Below are 16,364 nucleotides of genomic sequence, written 5' to 3'. Positions count from 1 at the left end.
GAAAAGGCGTGAGACAGATTGCGCCCGAAAAGTCGCATTTTATGGAGCGTGGATACCTTTCATAAACCACTTGGTAACGCCATCCCGATAAAGTTTCTTCCCGGAGCACTCGGGCGGGGCGCGTCCGAGCGGAACAGAAATATGCGATTGAAGAGTTCAGCAGTGTTGAAAAGTCTATTTGGGGCAGATTCGCGCAAAGCGGGTGCGACGTCTTTGGTAAGGTTCGTTGCGTTGACCCTTGCTGCGGCGTTCATAACCGCAACATCCGTTGGCACCGCACAGGCGGACCCGAAATATGCGGGCATCGTCATTGATGCCAAGACCGGCAAGGTTCTCTATGGCGAGGATCCGGATGGCCTGCGCTATCCAGCCTCGCTGACGAAGATGATGACGCTTTATCTTACGTTCGAGGCGCTTAATTCCGGGCGCATTTCGCTCGATTCCAAGGTGCCGGTTTCGGCCAACGCCGCCAAGGAGCCTCCTTCCAAGCTAGGCGTGCGCGCCGGTGGCAGCATCACGGTCGAGCAGGCAATTCTTGCGCTCGTCACCCGTTCCGCCAACGACATGGCCACCGCACTCGGTGAATATATCGGCGGCTCCGAAGACCGTTTTGCCAGAATGATGACCGCCAAGGCCCGTGCGCTCGGCATGACGCGCACGACGTATCGTAACGCCAACGGCCTGCCTAACACGGCGCAGATGACGACGGCGCGTGACCAGGCCCGCCTCGGCATCGCCCTTCGCCAGCATTTCCCGCAATATTACGGCTACTTCTCCACGCGCACCTTCAATTTCGGCAAGCAGGTCATCGGTAACCACAATCGTCTCGTGGGAACCGTGCGCGGCGTAGATGGCATCAAGACCGGTTATACCCGTGCTGCCGGAAGCAATCTTGCAACATCGGCACAGCTAGACGGTCGCTCCATCGTCGCCGTCGTTCTTGGCGGCCGCTCGAGCGCTGCCCGTGACGCCACCATGCGCAAGCTTGTTGCGACCTACCTGCCGCAGGCCTCCCGCAGCGGCAACAGCAACCTGATTGCGCAGACGAGATCGGCACCTGTCGAAGAGCCAGTCGCTGTGGCKGTTGCTGCTCCACCTGTGGCAGTCGCGGCTCCGTCCGCAGCTGTCGCTGCGACAGATTCCGGCCTGCCSCATGCCGGCCCCGTACCGCAGACCCGTTACGAGGACGCGCCGGTTGCTGCCTTTGCAGGCTCCTCGTCCAATGCGGCCGTAAAGGCCATGGAAGCCGCCACCTGGCAGAAGGGCAAGGATCCTATTTCTCAGGTAGCCGTCGCGCCTGACCGCAAGTTGATTACCAACTCGACCAAGGTGGACAATATCGTCACCGCGTCCACACCGGCATCTGTACCCTCCACCCCTTCCGTTTCGGYAAAGGCTGAAGCTCCGCAGGGCGGYTGGGTGATCCAGATTGGCGCATCGCCGGATGAAAACTCGGCACGTGGCCTGTTGCAGAATGCGCAGGAAAAAGGCGGCGCCGCCCTTCGGTCCGCAAAACCCTTCACGGTGGCCTTCAGCAGAGAAGGCTCCCAGGTATACCGCGCCCGCTTCGGCGGCTTCGACGGCCAGGCCGCCGCGGTAAATGCATGCAATGCATTGAAAAAGAAAGGCGTCAGCTGCTGGGCGTCACTCCAGTAATCGACGTTCGCGCAGGCGGTGGCTTATTTGTTGAAACATCGCCTGTCTCCTCGAATTGTGTAATGTGTAGCGAGGCTTTCCAAGATGGCAGTTAACGAGAACTATTCGGACATTGCGTCTGGCAACGGGCAAGGCAGTCTGTCGGTTCTGCATCCCATTCACGAGGCGGCAATGCGCATTGCCGATCTCGGTCTTAACCGCTCCAAGGCAAAGACGCGTGATCTCGTCAGCCTGCTTCTGTCGCACGGCGCCCGCGCCTGGCGTGCCAATCAGCCGGAAGCAAATATCCACCTTCATGTCGGCCGCCGCTCCGGGCGTGCACCGGTCCATATCCGGATCCGCTGACAAACCGAACATAAYCGGACGAGACAAAGAAAAACCCCGCGGAGCCTGTGCRCCGCGGGGTTTTTGTTGATTGACAATGAAGAAACGAGGCGRCTTACGCCTCGCTCTCCGGTGCCTCTGGCGTATCCGGCAGAGTGTCTGCCACMTCTTCGCCATTGCCGTTTTCCGCCTCTTCGTCGCCTTCMGGCTCGTTGATRCGTTCCACGGAAACCACCTTCTCATCCTTGGCGGTGGAGAAGATCGTCACGCCCTTGGTGGCGCGGCTTGCGATACGGATGCCGTTTACYGGCACACGGATCAGCTGGCCCCCATCGGAAACCAGCATGATCTGGTCGCCTTCGTCCACCGGGAAGGCCGCAACGAGTTCGCCGATTTCCGTCGTCTTCGAGGTATCGGTGGCGCGGATGCCCTTGCCGCCACGACCCGATGTGCGGAAGTCGTAAGACGAAGAACGCTTGCCGTAGCCTTTTTCAGAGACGGTCAGCACGAATTCTTCGCGTGCCTTCAGTTCCTGATAACGCTCTTCGCTGAGTTCGCCTTCTTCCGCGACTTCCTCGCCAACCAGTGCGATATCTTCCTCATCGACCCCGGCGGCACGCCGCTCGGTGGCCGAACGCTTGAGGTAGGCCGCACGCTCCCACGGTTCAGCTTCCACATGGCCCACAATGGTCATGGAGATAATGCGGTCGCCATCCGCCATGTTGATACCGCGCACGCCAACCGAGTTGCGGCCGGCGAAGACGCGGACATCGTCGACGGGGAAGCGGATGCACTGGCCGAGTGCCGTCGTCAGCAATACGTCATCCTGGTCGGTACAGGTTTCGACGGAGAGGATTTCATCGCCCTCCTCGTCCAGCTTCATGGCGATCTTGCCGTTGCGGTTGACCTGCACGAAATCGCCGAGCTTGTTGCGGCGAACCGTGCCGCGCGTCGTCGAGAACATCACATCGAGCGTTTCCCAGGTCGTTTCGTCCTCGGGCAACGGCATGATGGTGGTGATGCGCTCGCCTGGTTCCAGCGGCAGCATGTTGATGAGGGCCTTGCCCTTCGACTGCGGCGTACCGATCGGAAGGCGCCAGACYTTTTCCTTGTACACGATGCCGCGCGAGGAGAAGAACAGCACCGGCGTATGGGTATTGGCGACAAAGAGACGGTTGACGAAATCTTCGTCGCGCGTCGCCATGCCGGAACGGCCCTTGCCGCCGCGACGCTGTGCCCGGTAGGTGGTCAGCGGCACGCGCTTGATGTAGCCGAGATGCGAAACGGTGACGACCATATCTTCGCGGGAGATGAGGTCTTCATCATCCATGTCAGGACCGCCTTCGACGATCTCGGACCGGCGTGGCGTGCCGAACTCGTCGCGGATGGCAATAAGCTCATCCTTGACGATCTGCATGATGCGCAGCCGTGAAGACAGGATTTCGAGATATTCGCTGATTTCCGCACCGATYTTGTTCAGCTCGTCGCCGATTTCGTCGCGGCCAAGCGCCGTCAGGCGGGCAAGGCGCAATTCGAGAATGGCGCGTGCCTGCTCTTCGGAGAGATTGTAGGTGCCGTCTTCATTGATGCGGTGGCGCGGATCGTCGATGAGACGGATCAGGCTTTCCACATCCTGCGCCGGCCAGCGCCGCGTCATCAGCTCCTCACGGGCCGAAGCCGGATCGGGAGCATGACGAATGACGCGGATGACTTCGTCGATATTGGCAACCGAGATCGCCAGACCGACCAACACATGCGCGCGGTCGCGCGCTTTGCGCAGCAGATACTTGGTGCGGCGGCTGACGACATCCTCACGGAAGGACACGAAGGCGCGCAGCATGTCCAGCAACGTCATCTGTTCAGGCTTGCCGCCGTTCAGCGCCACCATGTTGCAGCCGAAGGAGGTCTGCAGCGGCGTGTAGCGATAGATCTGGTTCAGGATGACTTCGGCATTGGCGTCGCGCTTCAACTCGACGACGACGCGATAACCCTGGCGGTCGGACTCGTCGCGCAGATCGGAAATACCCTCGATGCGCTTTTCCTTGACCAGTTCGGCCATCTTCTCGATCATCGTCGCCTTGTTCACCTGATAGGGAACCTCGGTGATGATGATCTGCTCGCGGTCGCCGCGCATCGGCTCGATGGTCGCACGGCCGCGCATGATGACCGATCCGCGACCCGTCTCATAGGCAGAGCGAATGCCGGAACGGCCCATGATGAGCGCGCCGGTCGGGAAGTCCGGGCCGGGAATGATCTGCATCAGTTCAAGCAGCTCGATCGCGGGATTGTCGATGAGGGCGATACAGCCGTCGATGACTTCGGAAAGATTGTGCGGCGGAATGTTCGTCGCCATGCCGACGGCGATGCCGCCCGCCCCGTTGACCAGAAGGTTCGGGAATTTCGCGGGAATGACGACCGGCTCATGYAASGTGCCGTCATAGTTGTCGCGGAAATCCACCGTTTCCTTGTCGAGATCGTCGAGAAGCGAATGCGCTGCCTTTTCGAGACGGCACTCCGTGTAACGTTCGGCCGCCGGCGGATCGCCGTCGATGGAGCCGAAGTTGCCCTGTCCGTCGATCAGCGGCAGGCGCAGAGACCAGTCCTGCGCCATACGCGCAAGCGCATCGTAAATCGCCGCATTGCCGTGCGGATGGAATTTACCCATCACGTCACCGGTGACGCGGGCGCATTTGACGTATTTCTTGTTCCAGTCGATGCCGAGTTCGGACATGCCGTAAAGAATACGGCGATGAACCGGCTTCAGACCGTCACGGACATCGGGAAGCGCGCGGGAAACGATAACGCTCATGGCGTAATCGAGATAGGACCGCTGCATTTCCTCAATGATGGAAATCGGTTCAATGCCTGGCGGAAGTTTTCCGCCGCCGGGGGGGCTCTGGTCAGTCAAAACGGATCACATTCTCTGTTAAGAATCGGATGGATTTTTATAGCGGAAACAGCCACGTTAAGCCAATTTCCAGGCGAGTTTTGAACAGTCTTTTGCGTCATTTGCAAGACATACCCCGCTTTTCGCCATTTAGGTTGGCAAAAGCGACGCCGCTCCCTTTTAAAGCGTGTACGACTTGCGTAGGCTCCGGCCTAAAAACAGAACAGGYGGGGAAAGAATGGCCAGCAGCGAAACGCTCATCAACGCGCTTACAACACTTCTGGTCACGCTCGATCCGCCCGGTCTCGCGCCCGTATTTCTCGCACTCACGGTTGGAATGACGCGCGACCAGCGCGCCCAGGTGGCCCTGCGTGGTTCGATCATCGCCTTCGGCATTCTCGCCATCTTCGCCCTGTTCGGTCTCACCATCCTCAACCTTCTCGGCATTTCGCTGGGTGCCTTCCGCATCGCCGGTGGYCTGCTGCTGTTCTGGATTTCCTTCGAGATGATTTTCGAGAAACGCCAGGAGCGCAAGGAAAAGACCTCGGAGATTGCCATCACCAAGGACCATCTGCACAATCTGGCGGTCTTTCCGCTCGCCTTGCCGTTGATCGCCGGGCCTGGCGCCATTTCCGCGACCGTGCTCCTGGCGGGAACGATGAAGACGACGCTCGAAATGGTCGTGCTTATTCTCATCCTCGCCTTCGCCATGGCCCTCGTCTACGCCACCCTGATCGTCTCGGAACGCATGGACCGTTTTCTCGGCAATACCGGCCGCGCGATCCTGACAAGGCTGCTCGGCGTCCTTCTTGCCGCGCTTTCCGTGCAGTTCGTAGTGGACGGCATAAAATCGGCCTTCGCATTCTGACGACCATCGGTTCGCAACAAAATGCCGCAACCGGCCGGATTTGCGAAAAATCCGCCCTTTGAATCCGGCTCCTGCCTCGGTTAAAAGACGCGCATCTTTTTTCCGCACCAGAAAGCTCTCTCCATGCGATCCACGCTGCGCCGCCTCATCCCGGATGCCGCTCCCGTCAGTAACCGGGAAAGGCTGCGCGCTGCGGCGGGCGCCTTCGTCGGCATTTCGCTGACCGGACTTCTGGGCAGCCTTGCTTTCCGCTTAGACCCTACCCTGCCCGCCATGATCGCGCCGATGGGCGCCTCGGCGGTGCTTTTATTCGCCGTGCCATCCAGCCCCCTTGCGCAGCCCTGGTCGATCCTCTGCGGCAACATCGTGTCGGCTTTCGTGGGCGTGACGGTGGCTCTACTCGTTCCGGATATTTTCCTTGCCAGCGCGCTTGCCATAAGCCTTGCCATTGCTGCCATGATGGCGCTGCGCTGCCTGCACCCGCCAAGCGGCGCGGTGGCGCTGACGGCCGTTCTCGGCGGTCCCGCCGTGCATAGTCTCGGCTATGGCTTTATTCTCTGGCCGGTCGCCGGAAACTCGCTCATCCTTCTCATCCTCGCGCTCGTTTATAACAATGCCACCGGCCGCGCCTATCCGCACGGCCTGAGGTTGGGAAAGGCCAGCCACGGCACGGCAGACCCGACGCCAATACAGAAAATCGGCTTTTCCTCAGCCGATCTGGACGAGGTGCTGAAGGAATATGACGAGGTTCTCGATATTGATCGCGATGTGCTGGAGATGATTTTGCGCAAGACGGAATTGCGCTCCTGGCGCCGCCGCGCCCTCCACCTCGATTGCGCCAGCGTCATGTCACGCGATGTGGTCGGCGTCGCCCCGGATGATAGCCTGCGCCACGCTCATTCACTGATGCACAACCACCATTTCAAGGCGCTGCCCGTGACCAACGACAGGGCCGAAATCCTTGGCATCGTCACTCAGACGGATTTTCTTGAAAAGGCTAGCTGGAGAAACGGCCGCCCTTCCATCGGTTTCCTGCAGCGCCTGCGCCTTATTCTCTCAGGCACAAGCGCACCCAACGATACCGTCAAGGATATCATGACATCGCCTGTTAGAACCGTGCAGCCGGAAACGGCGATCGAGGAAGCAATCATCCGCTTTGCGGAGGAAGGGCTGCATTACCTGCCGGTGATCGACGCCAACGGCAAGATGGTGGGTATTCTTTCGCAGTCCGATGTCATGGTTGCGATGCTGGCGGACAAAGCCGCGGCATAGGTCGTCGCGACCTTGAAGCGGGCAACCGGTTTCGACCGGCYCCCGCCCCGTCAATCACGGTYCCGATCAGAACGGGATATCGTCGTCCATGTCACTGGAGAAGCCGCCGGAAGGCTGGCTGCCGCCACGCGAGGCACCGCCGCGGGCCGCCGGCTGCTGGTCGTAACCGCCACCGTAGTTACCGCCGCCGCTGCCATAATCTCCACCGCCGATGTCGCCACCGCTGCGGCTGCCGCCGCCACCTTCGCCGCGACCGTCGAGCATCGTCAGCGTGGAGTTGAAGCCCTGCAGTACCACTTCGGTGGAGTAACGGTCGTTACCGGTCTGGTCCTGCCACTTGCGCGTCTGCAGCTGGCCTTCAATATAGAGCTTGGCGCCCTTTTTCACATATTGTTCGACAACCTTGCACAGGCCTTCGTTGAAAACGACGACCGTGTGCCATTCTGTCTTTTCCTTGCGCTCGCCGCTGTTGCGGTCCCGCCACGTCTCCGAGGTGGCGATACGCAGATTGGCGATCGGACGGCCGTCCTGCGTCCGGCGAATTTCGGGATCGGCGCCAACGTTCCCAATCAGAATTACCTTGTTTACGCTACCAGCCATCTCGTCATCCTGTCCGCCAGYCATCRTGACCGGCAATTGCATTTCAAAAAATCCCGCACACAATAACCATCGCCGCCCGCAAAGGGCACCGCAACGGGGAACAATCCACAGCGAATAATCCCGACTTTCTCAGAGAGTATATTCGCACTTGCAATTTGTTCCTTTTTTGTTCTATTAAATCACGAAATTCGAGTCAAGTGAGCCGAAAAGCCATCGATCGATAGGGAATAAACCTCGACACGTCCGGTTGCGTCACTACATAAGGACGCGCCGCCATCAGGCCTGTTAATTTTGTCCGAGCTTTATCATGAGTGAACTGAAGACGATTTCCATCCGTGGTGCCCGTGAGCATAACCTCAAGGGTATCGATCTGGATCTACCGCGCAAYAAGCTGATCGTCATGACCGGGCTCTCCGGCTCGGGCAAGTCGTCGCTCGCCTTCGACACAATCTATGCCGAGGGCCAGCGCCGTTATGTCGAGAGYCTCTCGGCCTATGCKCGCCAGTTCCTCGAAATGATGCAGAAGCCGGATGTAGACCGCATCGAGGGKCTYTCTCCRGCGATTTCCATCGAGCAGAAAACCACCTCGAAGAACCCGCGCTCCACGGTCGGCACGGTCACGGAAATCTACGACTATATGCGCCTGCTATTTGCGCGTGTCGGCGTGCCCTACTCGCCGGCGACGGGCCTGCCGATCGAGAGCCAGACGGTCAGCCAGATGGTCGACCGTATCCTTGCCTTCGAGGAAGGCACGCGCCTTTATATTCTCGCGCCGATCGTGCGCGGCCGCAAAGGCGAATATAAAAAGGAACTCGCCGARCTGATGAAGAAGGGCTTCCAGCGCGTCAAGGTGGATGGCCAGTTCTACGAGATCGCTGACGTTCCCGTCCTCGACAAGAAATACAAACACGATATCGATGTGGTGGTGGACCGCGCCGTCGTGCGCCCGGATATGGCAGCACGCCTTGCCGACAGTCTCGAGACCTGCCTCAAGCTCGCCGACGGGTTGGCAGTGGCCGAATTTGCCGACAAGCCCCTGCCGCCGGAAGAAACCTCGGCTGGCGGCTCCGCAAACAAATCGCTCAATGAGACCCACGAGCGTATGCTGTTTTCGGAAAAATTCGCCTGCCCGGTCTCCGGCTTCACCATCCCGGAAATCGAGCCCCGGCTTTTCTCCTTCAACAATCCCTTCGGCGCCTGCCCCACCTGTGACGGTCTCGGCTCGCAGCAGAAGGTSGACGAAAACCTRATCGTGCCCGAACCTGCACGCACCCTGCGGGATGGCGCGATCGCCCCCTGGGCCAAGTCGTCTTCCCCCTATTACAACCAGACGCTSGAGGCRCTGGGCAAGGCCTTCGKTTTYAAGCTGTCGAGCAAATGGACGGACCTTTCGAAAGAGGCGCAGCACGCCATTCTCCAGGGCACTGACGACAAGATCGAGTTCAACTATCAGGACGGCGCGCGCTCCTACAAGACGGTGAAGAATTTCGAAGGCATCGTTCCCAATCTGGAGCGTCGCTGGAAAGAGACCGACAGCGCCTGGGCGCGCGAGGAAATCGAGCGTTATATGTCGGCRGCCCCCTGCCCGGCCTGCGCMGGCTATCGCCTGAAGCCGGAAGCGCTCGCCGTCAAGATCAACAGGATGCACATCGGCGAAGTCACCCAGATGTCGATCCGTATGGCACGCGACTGGTTCGAGACGCTGCCGGAAAATCTGAACGCCAAACAGAACGAGATCGCGGTTCGCATCCTCAAGGAAATCCGCGAACGTCTGCGATTCCTCAACGATGTCGGGCTGGATTATCTCAGCCTGTCACGCAACTCCGGCACGCTTTCCGGCGGAGAAAGCCAGCGCATCCGGCTTGCTTCGCAGATCGGTTCCGGCCTCACCGGCGTTCTCTATGTTCTGGATGAGCCGTCCATCGGCCTGCATCAGCGTGACAATGCCCGTCTGCTCGATACGCTGAAACATCTGCGTGATATCGGCAATACAGTGATCGTGGTCGAACACGACGAGGATGCCATCCTGACGGCGGATTATGTCGTTGATATCGGCCCGGCCGCCGGCATCCACGGCGGTCAGGTGATCGCCGAAGGCACGCCGCAGGAGGTCATGGCCAATCCGAAATCGCTGACCGGCAAATATCTATCCGGCGAACTTGGCGTCGCCGTGCCGGCAGAACGCCGCAAGCCCAAGAAGGGCCGCGAAATCAAGGTTTTTGGCGCACGCGGCAACAACCTGAAGAATGTGACTGCGGCCGTTCCCCTTGGCGTTTTCACCGCCGTTACCGGCGTGTCGGGTGGTGGCAAATCCACCTTCCTGATCGAGACGCTCTATAAGTCGGCAGCACGCCGGGTGATGGGCGCGCGCGAAATTCCGGCCGAGCATGACCGCATCGATGGTTTCGAATTCATCGACAAGGTGATCGATATCGACCAGTCGCCAATCGGCCGCACGCCACGATCAAACCCCGCCACCTACACCGGCGCATTCACGCCTATCCGTGACTGGTTCGCCGGTCTGCCGGAGGCAAAGGCGCGAGGTTATGCACCTGGCCGTTTCTCCTTCAACGTCAAGGGYGGCCGCTGCGAAGCCTGCCAGGGCGACGGCGTCATCAAGATCGAGATGCAYTTCCTGCCGGATGTCTATGTCACCTGCGACGTCTGCCACGGCAAGCGTTATAATCGCGAGACGCTGGAYGTGACCTTCAAGGGCAAGTCCATTGCMGACGTGCTTGATATGACGGTGGAAGAAGGCGTTGAATTCTTCGCCGCCGTTCCGGCCGTGCGTGACAAGCTGCAAGCGCTGTTCGATGTCGGCCTCGGTTACATCAAGGTCGGCCAGCAGGCCAATACGCTCTCCGGCGGCGAGGCGCAGCGCGTCAAGCTCGCCAAGGAACTGTCAAAACGCTCCACCGGCCGCACGCTYTACATCCTCGATGARCCGACGACGGGTCTCCATTTCCACGACGTCAACAAGCTTCTGGAAATGCTGCAGGCGCTGGTGGATCAGGGCAATTCCGTCGTGGTAATCGAGCACAATCTCGAAGTCATCAAGACGGCCGACTGGATCATCGATATTGGCCCCGAAGGCGGCACGGGCGGCGGCGAAGTGGTGGCAACCGGMACGCCRGAAGACATCGTCAAGAACGAGCGCTCCTATACCGGTCATTTCCTGAAGGAACTTCTGGAACGCCGGCCAGCCGGAAAACGCGAGGCTGCGGAGTAATCCGCACCTTTCGCAGCAAGGGTACGTAAGGCCGATAGCCCGAGGAGGAATAGTATATGTCGACATCAGGCACGATTCGCACCGGTATCGGCGGCTGGACTTTCGAGCCGTGGGAAGGCACGTTTTATCCGGAAAAACTGCCGAAGAAACGCCAGCTGGAACATGCCAGCCGGCAATTGACGGCGATCGAGGTGAACGGCACCTATTATAGCAGCCAGAAACCCGAGACCTTCGCCAAATGGGCGGCGGACGTTCCTGAGGATTTCGTTTTCTCCCTGAAGGCAAGCCGYTTCGTCACCAACCGCAAGGTCCTGGCCGAGGCGGGTGAATCCATGACGAAGTTCCTGACGCAGGGACTGACGGAGCTCGGCCACCATCTCGGCCCGATTCTCTGGCAATTCGCGCCGACTAAAAAATTCGACGCCGAGGATTTCGGGGCGTTTCTGGCATTGCTGCCCGAAAAACAGGACGGCGTCAGCCTTCGCCACGTGGTCGAAGTGCGAAACCCGACATTTCAGGTGCCGGAATTCATCGATCTTCTCGCCAAACACAAGGTCGCGGTCGTCTGCGCCGACCATCACGATTATCCGATGCTGCCTGACGTAACTGCCGATTTCGTCTATTGCCGCCTGCAAAAGGGCGAAGACGATATCGAGACCTGTTATCCGAAGGCCGAGATTGACCATTGGGCAAAACGGGTCAAGACCTATGCGGCGGGCGGTGTTCCGGATGACCTGCCGCTGATCGCTCCCGATAGAAAAGTAGAGAAGACCCCTCGCGATGTCTTCGCTTTCTTCATCACCGGCGGCAAGGTCAATGCACCAAACGGCGCACAGGTATTGCAGAAATTGGTCTGACTGGCTCAGCCAGCCATTTCTTTCGCCGGGTTGAAATCGACTGCCGCGAACGCCGCCTCGATCACCTCGGTTCCAGCKCCCGGCCGTGTGGCGTCGCTGGAAAGGATTTGCCGGAAACGGCGCGCGCCGGGCATGCCCTGAAACAGGCCGACCATGTGGCGGGTGACGTGATTGAGGCGCCCGCCGGCGGCAATATAGTCGGCGGCGTAGGCCATCATCGCATCACGCAGCCCCATCCAGTCAGCTTGCCGGGCCTCTTCGCCATAAATGCGATGGTCGACATCGGCAAGGATGGACGTATTGTGATAGGCCGCACGGCCMAGCATCACGCCGTCCATATGCTGCAGATGGAGGCTTGCCTGATCGAGATCGGAGATACCGCCGTTGATRCCGATGAAGATGTCAGGATTTTCCCGCTTCATGCGATAGACGAGATCATAATCGAGCGGCGGCACCTCACGGTTTTCCTTCGGCGAAAGCCCTTGCAGCCAAGCCTTGCGCGCATGGATCCAGACCGCATCCGCGCCCGCCGCCACAACCCGCGAAAGAAAATCCGGCAGCACGGCTTCCGGCTCCTGATCGTCCACGCCAATGCGGCATTTGACCGTGACCGGCACCTTCGCAACGGCCTTCATCGCCGTCACGCATTGCGCGACAATCTCGGGTTCGCGCATCAGACATGCGCCGAAAGTGCCGGATTGCACCCGGTCCGAAGGACAGCCGACATTGAGGTTGATCTCGTCATAGCCATAATCGCCGGCGATCCGCACCGCCTCCGAAAGCTTTACCGGATCCGACCCACCGAGTTGCAATGCAACCGGATGTTCCTGCGTGTGATAGTTGAGCAACCTGTCGCGCTGGCCATGGATGATGGCGTCGGCAACGATCATTTCCGTATAAAGCAGCGCACGCTTCGACAATTGCCGGTGCAGAAATCTGCACCTCGTGTCCGTCCAATCGATCATCGGGGCCACGGCAAAGATTTTTTCGCCGTTTGCAAGCGCTTGTCTGTACATGAATTACCTCTTTGCGGCGGCTTCTACAGCAAAGGACCGCAAAAAGCCAGTTTTGCGGCTGCGGTCATTTTGAACTGGAAATCGCCCAGGAATCGGGGGACAAGACTTGCAGTTCTAAAAAAGACGACAGGAAATCCCATGGCCGCCACCGTCATTCCAGTTCCAGAACCCGTTCTTCTGCCTGTAGAGGGCACAAACGAGATGTTCCCCGTGCGGCGGGTCTATTGTGTCGGCCGCAACTATGCCGATCACGCCATCGAGATGGGCCACGATCCTTCAAGGGAACCGCCGTTTTATTTCCAGAAAAATCCGGACAACCTTCTGCCTGCGGGCCAGGATTTCCCCTACCCTTCGCTTTCGTCGAACGTGCATTACGAAGTCGAATGCGTCGTGGTGTTGAAAAGCGGCGGTGCGGATATTCYGGCAAGCGATGCGCTGGGCCACGTCTGGGGTTACGCGGTTGGCATCGATATGACACGCCGCGACCTTCAGGATGGTTTGAAGAAGATGGGACGCTCGTGGGAGGGCGCAAAAGCGTTCGAATATTCCGCGCCGGTCTCCGCCATCGTTCCCGCAGACAAGATCGGCCATCCGTCGACCGGTGCGATCTGGCTCGATGTCAATGGTGAGCGCAAGCAGACAGGCGATCTTGCGCAGATGATCTGGAAAGTGCCGGAAGTGATTGCCGAGCTTTCCAAGCTGTTCACGCTTGCCGCTGGCGATGTCATCATGACCGGCACGCCCGCGGGCGTCGGCCCTATCGTGCGCGGCGATCGGATCGAGTGTGGTGTAGACGGTGTCGGCACTCTGTCCGTTACGGTCGCCTGATCGCTATCGGCGCATAATCCAAAGGGAGAGAACCGACATGCCGCTTTATCGCCTCGCAGATCGGGTGCCTCAGACCCCCGCCACGGATCGCTACTGGGTCGCACCCGATTCGAATGTCATTGGCTCGGTGATACTTGCCGAGGATGTCGGCATCTGGTTCGGCGCGACGCTGCGCGGCGATAATGATCCAATCAGCATCGGTCGCGGCACCAATATTCAGGACGGCGTGATGGTTCACAGCGATCTCGGTTTTGCCGCCACGATCGGCGAAATGTGCACYATCGGCCACCACGCCATCATCCACGGCTGCACCATCGGCGACAATTCGCTCGTCGGCATGGGCGCAACGATCCTCAACGGCGCAAAGATCGGCCGCAACTGCCTGGTCGGCGCCAATGCGCTGGTAACGGAGGGCAAGGAGTTTCCCGACAATTCCCTGATCGTCGGATCGCCGGCGCGTGCCGTACGAACGCTGGATGACGAGGCCATCGCCAGCATCCGCCGCTCGGCGGAAAATTACATCGAAAACTGGAAGCGTTTTTCGAAGGATCTGGAAGTCATCGAAGAATGACGGATGGCGGGCAAGAACGCCCGCTGTCGCCAAACGGTGTTACCCCGCGCAGGCGGCACACAGACCACGAATTTCGATAGTGGTCTTTTCCGCCTTGAACTTGCTGTCCTTGACCCAGCGCTCGAGGCGATGGTCGATCTCATGATCGTGGAACTCGTTCACCTGGCCGCAGGATTCGCAAATGGCAAAGGCGACGGTGCCATGATKATGCGAGCAGCATTCKGCYTGCGTATGGGTGCAGGCAACAAAGGCGTTGAGRCTTTCAAGCCGGTGCACGAGACCATATTCCACCAGCTTTTCCAACGCCCGGTAGACCTGCAGCGGCGCGCGAAAACCATCGTCGCGCAGCTTGTCGAGGATCACATAGGCGCTGAGCGGCGCATGCGCATTCGACAGGGCATTCATGACCAGCGACTGGTTTTTGGTAAGGTTCTGCGCATTCATGACTTGCCTCCTTCATCTGCGGAGCGGGAAAAACCCGGTGCCGGCAACAGGCTTATAACGAACAGGATCACGGCGGCAACCACGATGGACGGTCCCGATGGCGTGTCGTAACTCAGCGATCCGAACAGGCCGCCAACGACGGCAACCGCTCCGATCASAGACGCGACCACRGCCATCACCTCAGGCGTGGAAGAAAAACGTCTGGCTGTCGCCGCCGGTATGATGAGCAGCGATGTGATCAACATGATGCCGACCACCTTCATGGCGATGGCAATCACTAGCGCCATCAACAGCGTGAAGATGAGCTTGGCGCGTTCCGGGTTCAACCCCTCGGCCTCGGCCAACTCGGTATTGACTGTGGAGGCCAGCAGAGACCGCCACAGGAACACCATGGAAACCACCACCACCAGCCCGCCGCCCCAGATCAGCGCGATATCGCTGCGGGTAACGGCCAGAATATCCCCGAACAGGAAGGAGACGAGATCGATGCGCACCCAGCTCATGAAGGCAACGATGACGAGACCGATCGCCAGCGCCGAATGAGAGAGTATGCCGAGRAGCGCATCGGCGGAAAGCGCCTGCCGCCGTTGCAGGAAAATCAGCAGGATCGAAACCGCCGAGGCTACAAGAAAGACGCTGACGATGAGGTTGATCTGCAACAGCAGCGACAGCGCAACGCCAAGCAGTGCCGAATGGGCCATCGTATCGCCGAAATAKGCCATRCGCCGCCACACAACGAAGCAGCCAAGRGGMCCGGCGGTGAGCGCAACACCGATGCCGGCGATCATGGCGCGAACGAAGAAATCGTCAAACATGCCGCTCTCCYTGCTGGTGGCTTGAAGTGGCGTGTCCGTCATGCTCGTGGCCGCAGCCGCAGTCCCCGTGGTCATGATTATGGTCGTGATGCTGCTCATGCGCATGATGATGGCCATCATCGGGGTGGCAATGTTCGGTCACCGAACCATCCGCGTGCTGCACCCGGCCATCGGGCAGATGGGTGTGGTCGTGATGGTGGCTGTAAACGGCAAGCGCCTTGGCGGCCGACCCACCGAAAAGTCGCATATATTCCGGGCTCTGGCTCACCGCCTGCGGCGTTCCCCGGCAGCAGACATGACCGTTCAGGCATATYACGGTATCGGTTTCCGCCATGACCACATGCAGGTCATGCGAGATTAACAGAATTCCGCAATTGTTTGAATTCCTGATATTTTTTATCAAATCATAAAGCGCGATCTCCCCGGAGAAATCAACGCCCTGCACRGGCTCRTCGAGAACCAGCAGATCGGGCTTGCGCGCAATGGCGCGGGCAAGAAGCGCCCGCTGGAACTCTCCGCCAGAAAGATGCTGCACCTCCGCGTTTGCCAGATGCGCGATACCCGTGGCGTTCAGCGCGGCGTCGATTTCGCGCGCGGGAAGCGGCCCGGTCAGCGTCATCAACCGGCGCACAGACAGCGGCATGGTCCAGTCGACCGAAAGTTTCTGCGGCACATACCCGACCCTCAGACCGGCAATGCGCGATACCGCGCCCTCGCTCGGCTTCAAGACACCGATCGCCATTTTCGCGCTGGTTGATTTGCCCGAACCGTTCGGCCCGATCAACGTGACGATCTCACCCTTGCTGACGGAAAACTCCACGCCGCGCACGAGCCAGCGACCGTTGCGCTGCACGCCGGCATTGGAAAGTGACACCAGTATCTCTTTGCCCTCATGGGCGGAATGAAGCATGGGATTGTCCGATCGGCGATGTTGCTTACCGCTATCGCATACGTTATAGAGTTACGCAATAAATGTAATAACATAACTATACTTCTT

Annotated in this window: 14 protein-coding genes; 8 read left to right on the top strand and 6 right to left on the bottom strand. The window is 59.4% G+C overall.

Features of this window, described 5'->3' with window-relative positions; genetic code table 11:
- The first annotated feature begins 141 nt into the window (after positions 1–141).
- Together AB4Z23_RS12980 and AB4Z23_RS12975 are read left to right on the top strand one after the other, a co-directional pair.
- Complete coding sequence (locus tag AB4Z23_RS12980) at positions 142–1,656, top strand: SPOR domain-containing protein (RefSeq protein WP_441360259.1); 1,515 nt, start codon at positions 142–144, stop codon at positions 1,654–1,656.
- Between the two features lie 84 nt (positions 1,657–1,740).
- The gene (locus AB4Z23_RS12975) at positions 1,741–2,001 is read left to right on the top strand and encodes a hypothetical protein (protein ID WP_003515258.1); all 261 of its coding nucleotides are present in this window, start codon (positions 1,741–1,743) and stop codon (positions 1,999–2,001) included.
- 94 nt (positions 2,002–2,095) lie between these two features.
- Here AB4Z23_RS12975 and gyrA read toward each other — a convergent pair whose 3' ends face one another.
- Positions 2,096–4,888 carry a DNA gyrase subunit A gene (gene gyrA / locus AB4Z23_RS12970; protein ID WP_441360258.1) on the bottom strand — a complete coding sequence of 931 codons (2,793 nt, stop codon included), beginning with the start codon at positions 4,886–4,888 and terminating at the stop codon, positions 2,096–2,098.
- 217 nt (positions 4,889–5,105) lie between these two features.
- Here gyrA and AB4Z23_RS12965 point away from each other — a divergent pair, with 217 nt between their 5' ends.
- Complete coding sequence (locus AB4Z23_RS12965; RefSeq protein ID WP_003515260.1) at positions 5,106–5,735, top strand: MarC family protein; 630 nt, start codon at positions 5,106–5,108, stop codon at positions 5,733–5,735.
- A 123-nt stretch (positions 5,736–5,858) separates the two neighbouring features.
- Positions 5,859–7,007, top strand: coding sequence for an HPP family protein (locus AB4Z23_RS12960; protein WP_112682344.1), 1,149 nt, complete (start codon positions 5,859–5,861; stop codon positions 7,005–7,007).
- 66 nt (positions 7,008–7,073) lie between these two features.
- On the opposite strand, the gene AB4Z23_RS12955 is transcribed toward AB4Z23_RS12960, so the two are convergent.
- Entirely contained in the window at positions 7,074–7,649 is a 576-nt protein-coding gene (locus tag AB4Z23_RS12955; protein WP_441360257.1) for a single-stranded DNA-binding protein, read from the bottom strand.
- A 265-nt stretch (positions 7,650–7,914) separates the two neighbouring features.
- Between AB4Z23_RS12955 and uvrA the strand changes: the two genes are divergently transcribed.
- Positions 7,915–10,836, top strand: a complete 2,922-nt coding sequence (gene uvrA / locus AB4Z23_RS12950) for an excinuclease ABC subunit UvrA (RefSeq protein ID WP_441360256.1) — start codon at positions 7,915–7,917, stop codon at positions 10,834–10,836.
- 56 nt (positions 10,837–10,892) lie between these two features.
- Positions 10,893–11,693, top strand: coding sequence for a DUF72 domain-containing protein (locus AB4Z23_RS12945; RefSeq protein ID WP_080798523.1), 801 nt, complete (start codon positions 10,893–10,895; stop codon positions 11,691–11,693).
- 5 nt (positions 11,694–11,698) lie between these two features.
- Here the strand turns inward: AB4Z23_RS12945 and dusA are convergent, their stop codons facing one another.
- Positions 11,699–12,709 carry a tRNA dihydrouridine(20/20a) synthase DusA gene (dusA, locus tag AB4Z23_RS12940; RefSeq protein WP_145166289.1) on the bottom strand — a complete coding sequence of 337 codons (1,011 nt, stop codon included), beginning with the start codon at positions 12,707–12,709 and terminating at the stop codon, positions 11,699–11,701.
- A 138-nt stretch (positions 12,710–12,847) separates the two neighbouring features.
- Here dusA and AB4Z23_RS12935 point away from each other — a divergent pair, with 138 nt between their 5' ends.
- Both AB4Z23_RS12935 and AB4Z23_RS12930 read left to right on the top strand, forming a co-directional pair.
- Positions 12,848–13,537, top strand: a complete 690-nt coding sequence (locus AB4Z23_RS12935) for a fumarylacetoacetate hydrolase family protein (protein WP_441360255.1) — start codon at positions 12,848–12,850, stop codon at positions 13,535–13,537.
- 37 nt (positions 13,538–13,574) lie between these two features.
- Complete coding sequence (locus AB4Z23_RS12930) at positions 13,575–14,108, top strand: gamma carbonic anhydrase family protein (protein WP_421476711.1); 534 nt, start codon at positions 13,575–13,577, stop codon at positions 14,106–14,108.
- A 39-nt stretch (positions 14,109–14,147) separates the two neighbouring features.
- On the opposite strand, the gene zur is transcribed toward AB4Z23_RS12930, so the two are convergent.
- From zur to znuC, 3 genes are read right to left on the bottom strand one after another with little or no spacing between them, the layout of a single operon-like run.
- Positions 14,148–14,552, bottom strand: coding sequence for a zinc uptake transcriptional repressor Zur (zur, locus tag AB4Z23_RS12925; protein ID WP_441360254.1), 405 nt, complete (start codon positions 14,550–14,552; stop codon positions 14,148–14,150).
- The gene (gene znuB, locus AB4Z23_RS12920) at positions 14,549–15,367 is read right to left on the bottom strand and encodes a zinc ABC transporter permease subunit ZnuB (protein WP_441360253.1); all 819 of its coding nucleotides are present in this window, start codon (positions 15,365–15,367) and stop codon (positions 14,549–14,551) included. The genes zur and znuB overlap by 4 nt, the downstream gene beginning before the upstream one ends.
- Complete coding sequence (gene znuC / locus AB4Z23_RS12915) at positions 15,360–16,277, bottom strand: zinc ABC transporter ATP-binding protein ZnuC (RefSeq protein WP_065687360.1); 918 nt, start codon at positions 16,275–16,277, stop codon at positions 15,360–15,362. The genes znuB and znuC overlap by 8 nt, the downstream gene beginning before the upstream one ends.
- Positions 16,278–16,364 lie beyond the last annotated feature (87 nt).

The sequence above is a fragment of the Agrobacterium sp. MCAB5 genome (assembly GCF_052114365.1).
Lineage (GTDB): Bacteria > Pseudomonadota > Alphaproteobacteria > Rhizobiales > Rhizobiaceae > Agrobacterium > Agrobacterium tumefaciens.
The sequence above is the reverse complement of the archived record's forward strand: the minus strand, read 5'-3'. Positions and strand labels throughout refer to the sequence as shown.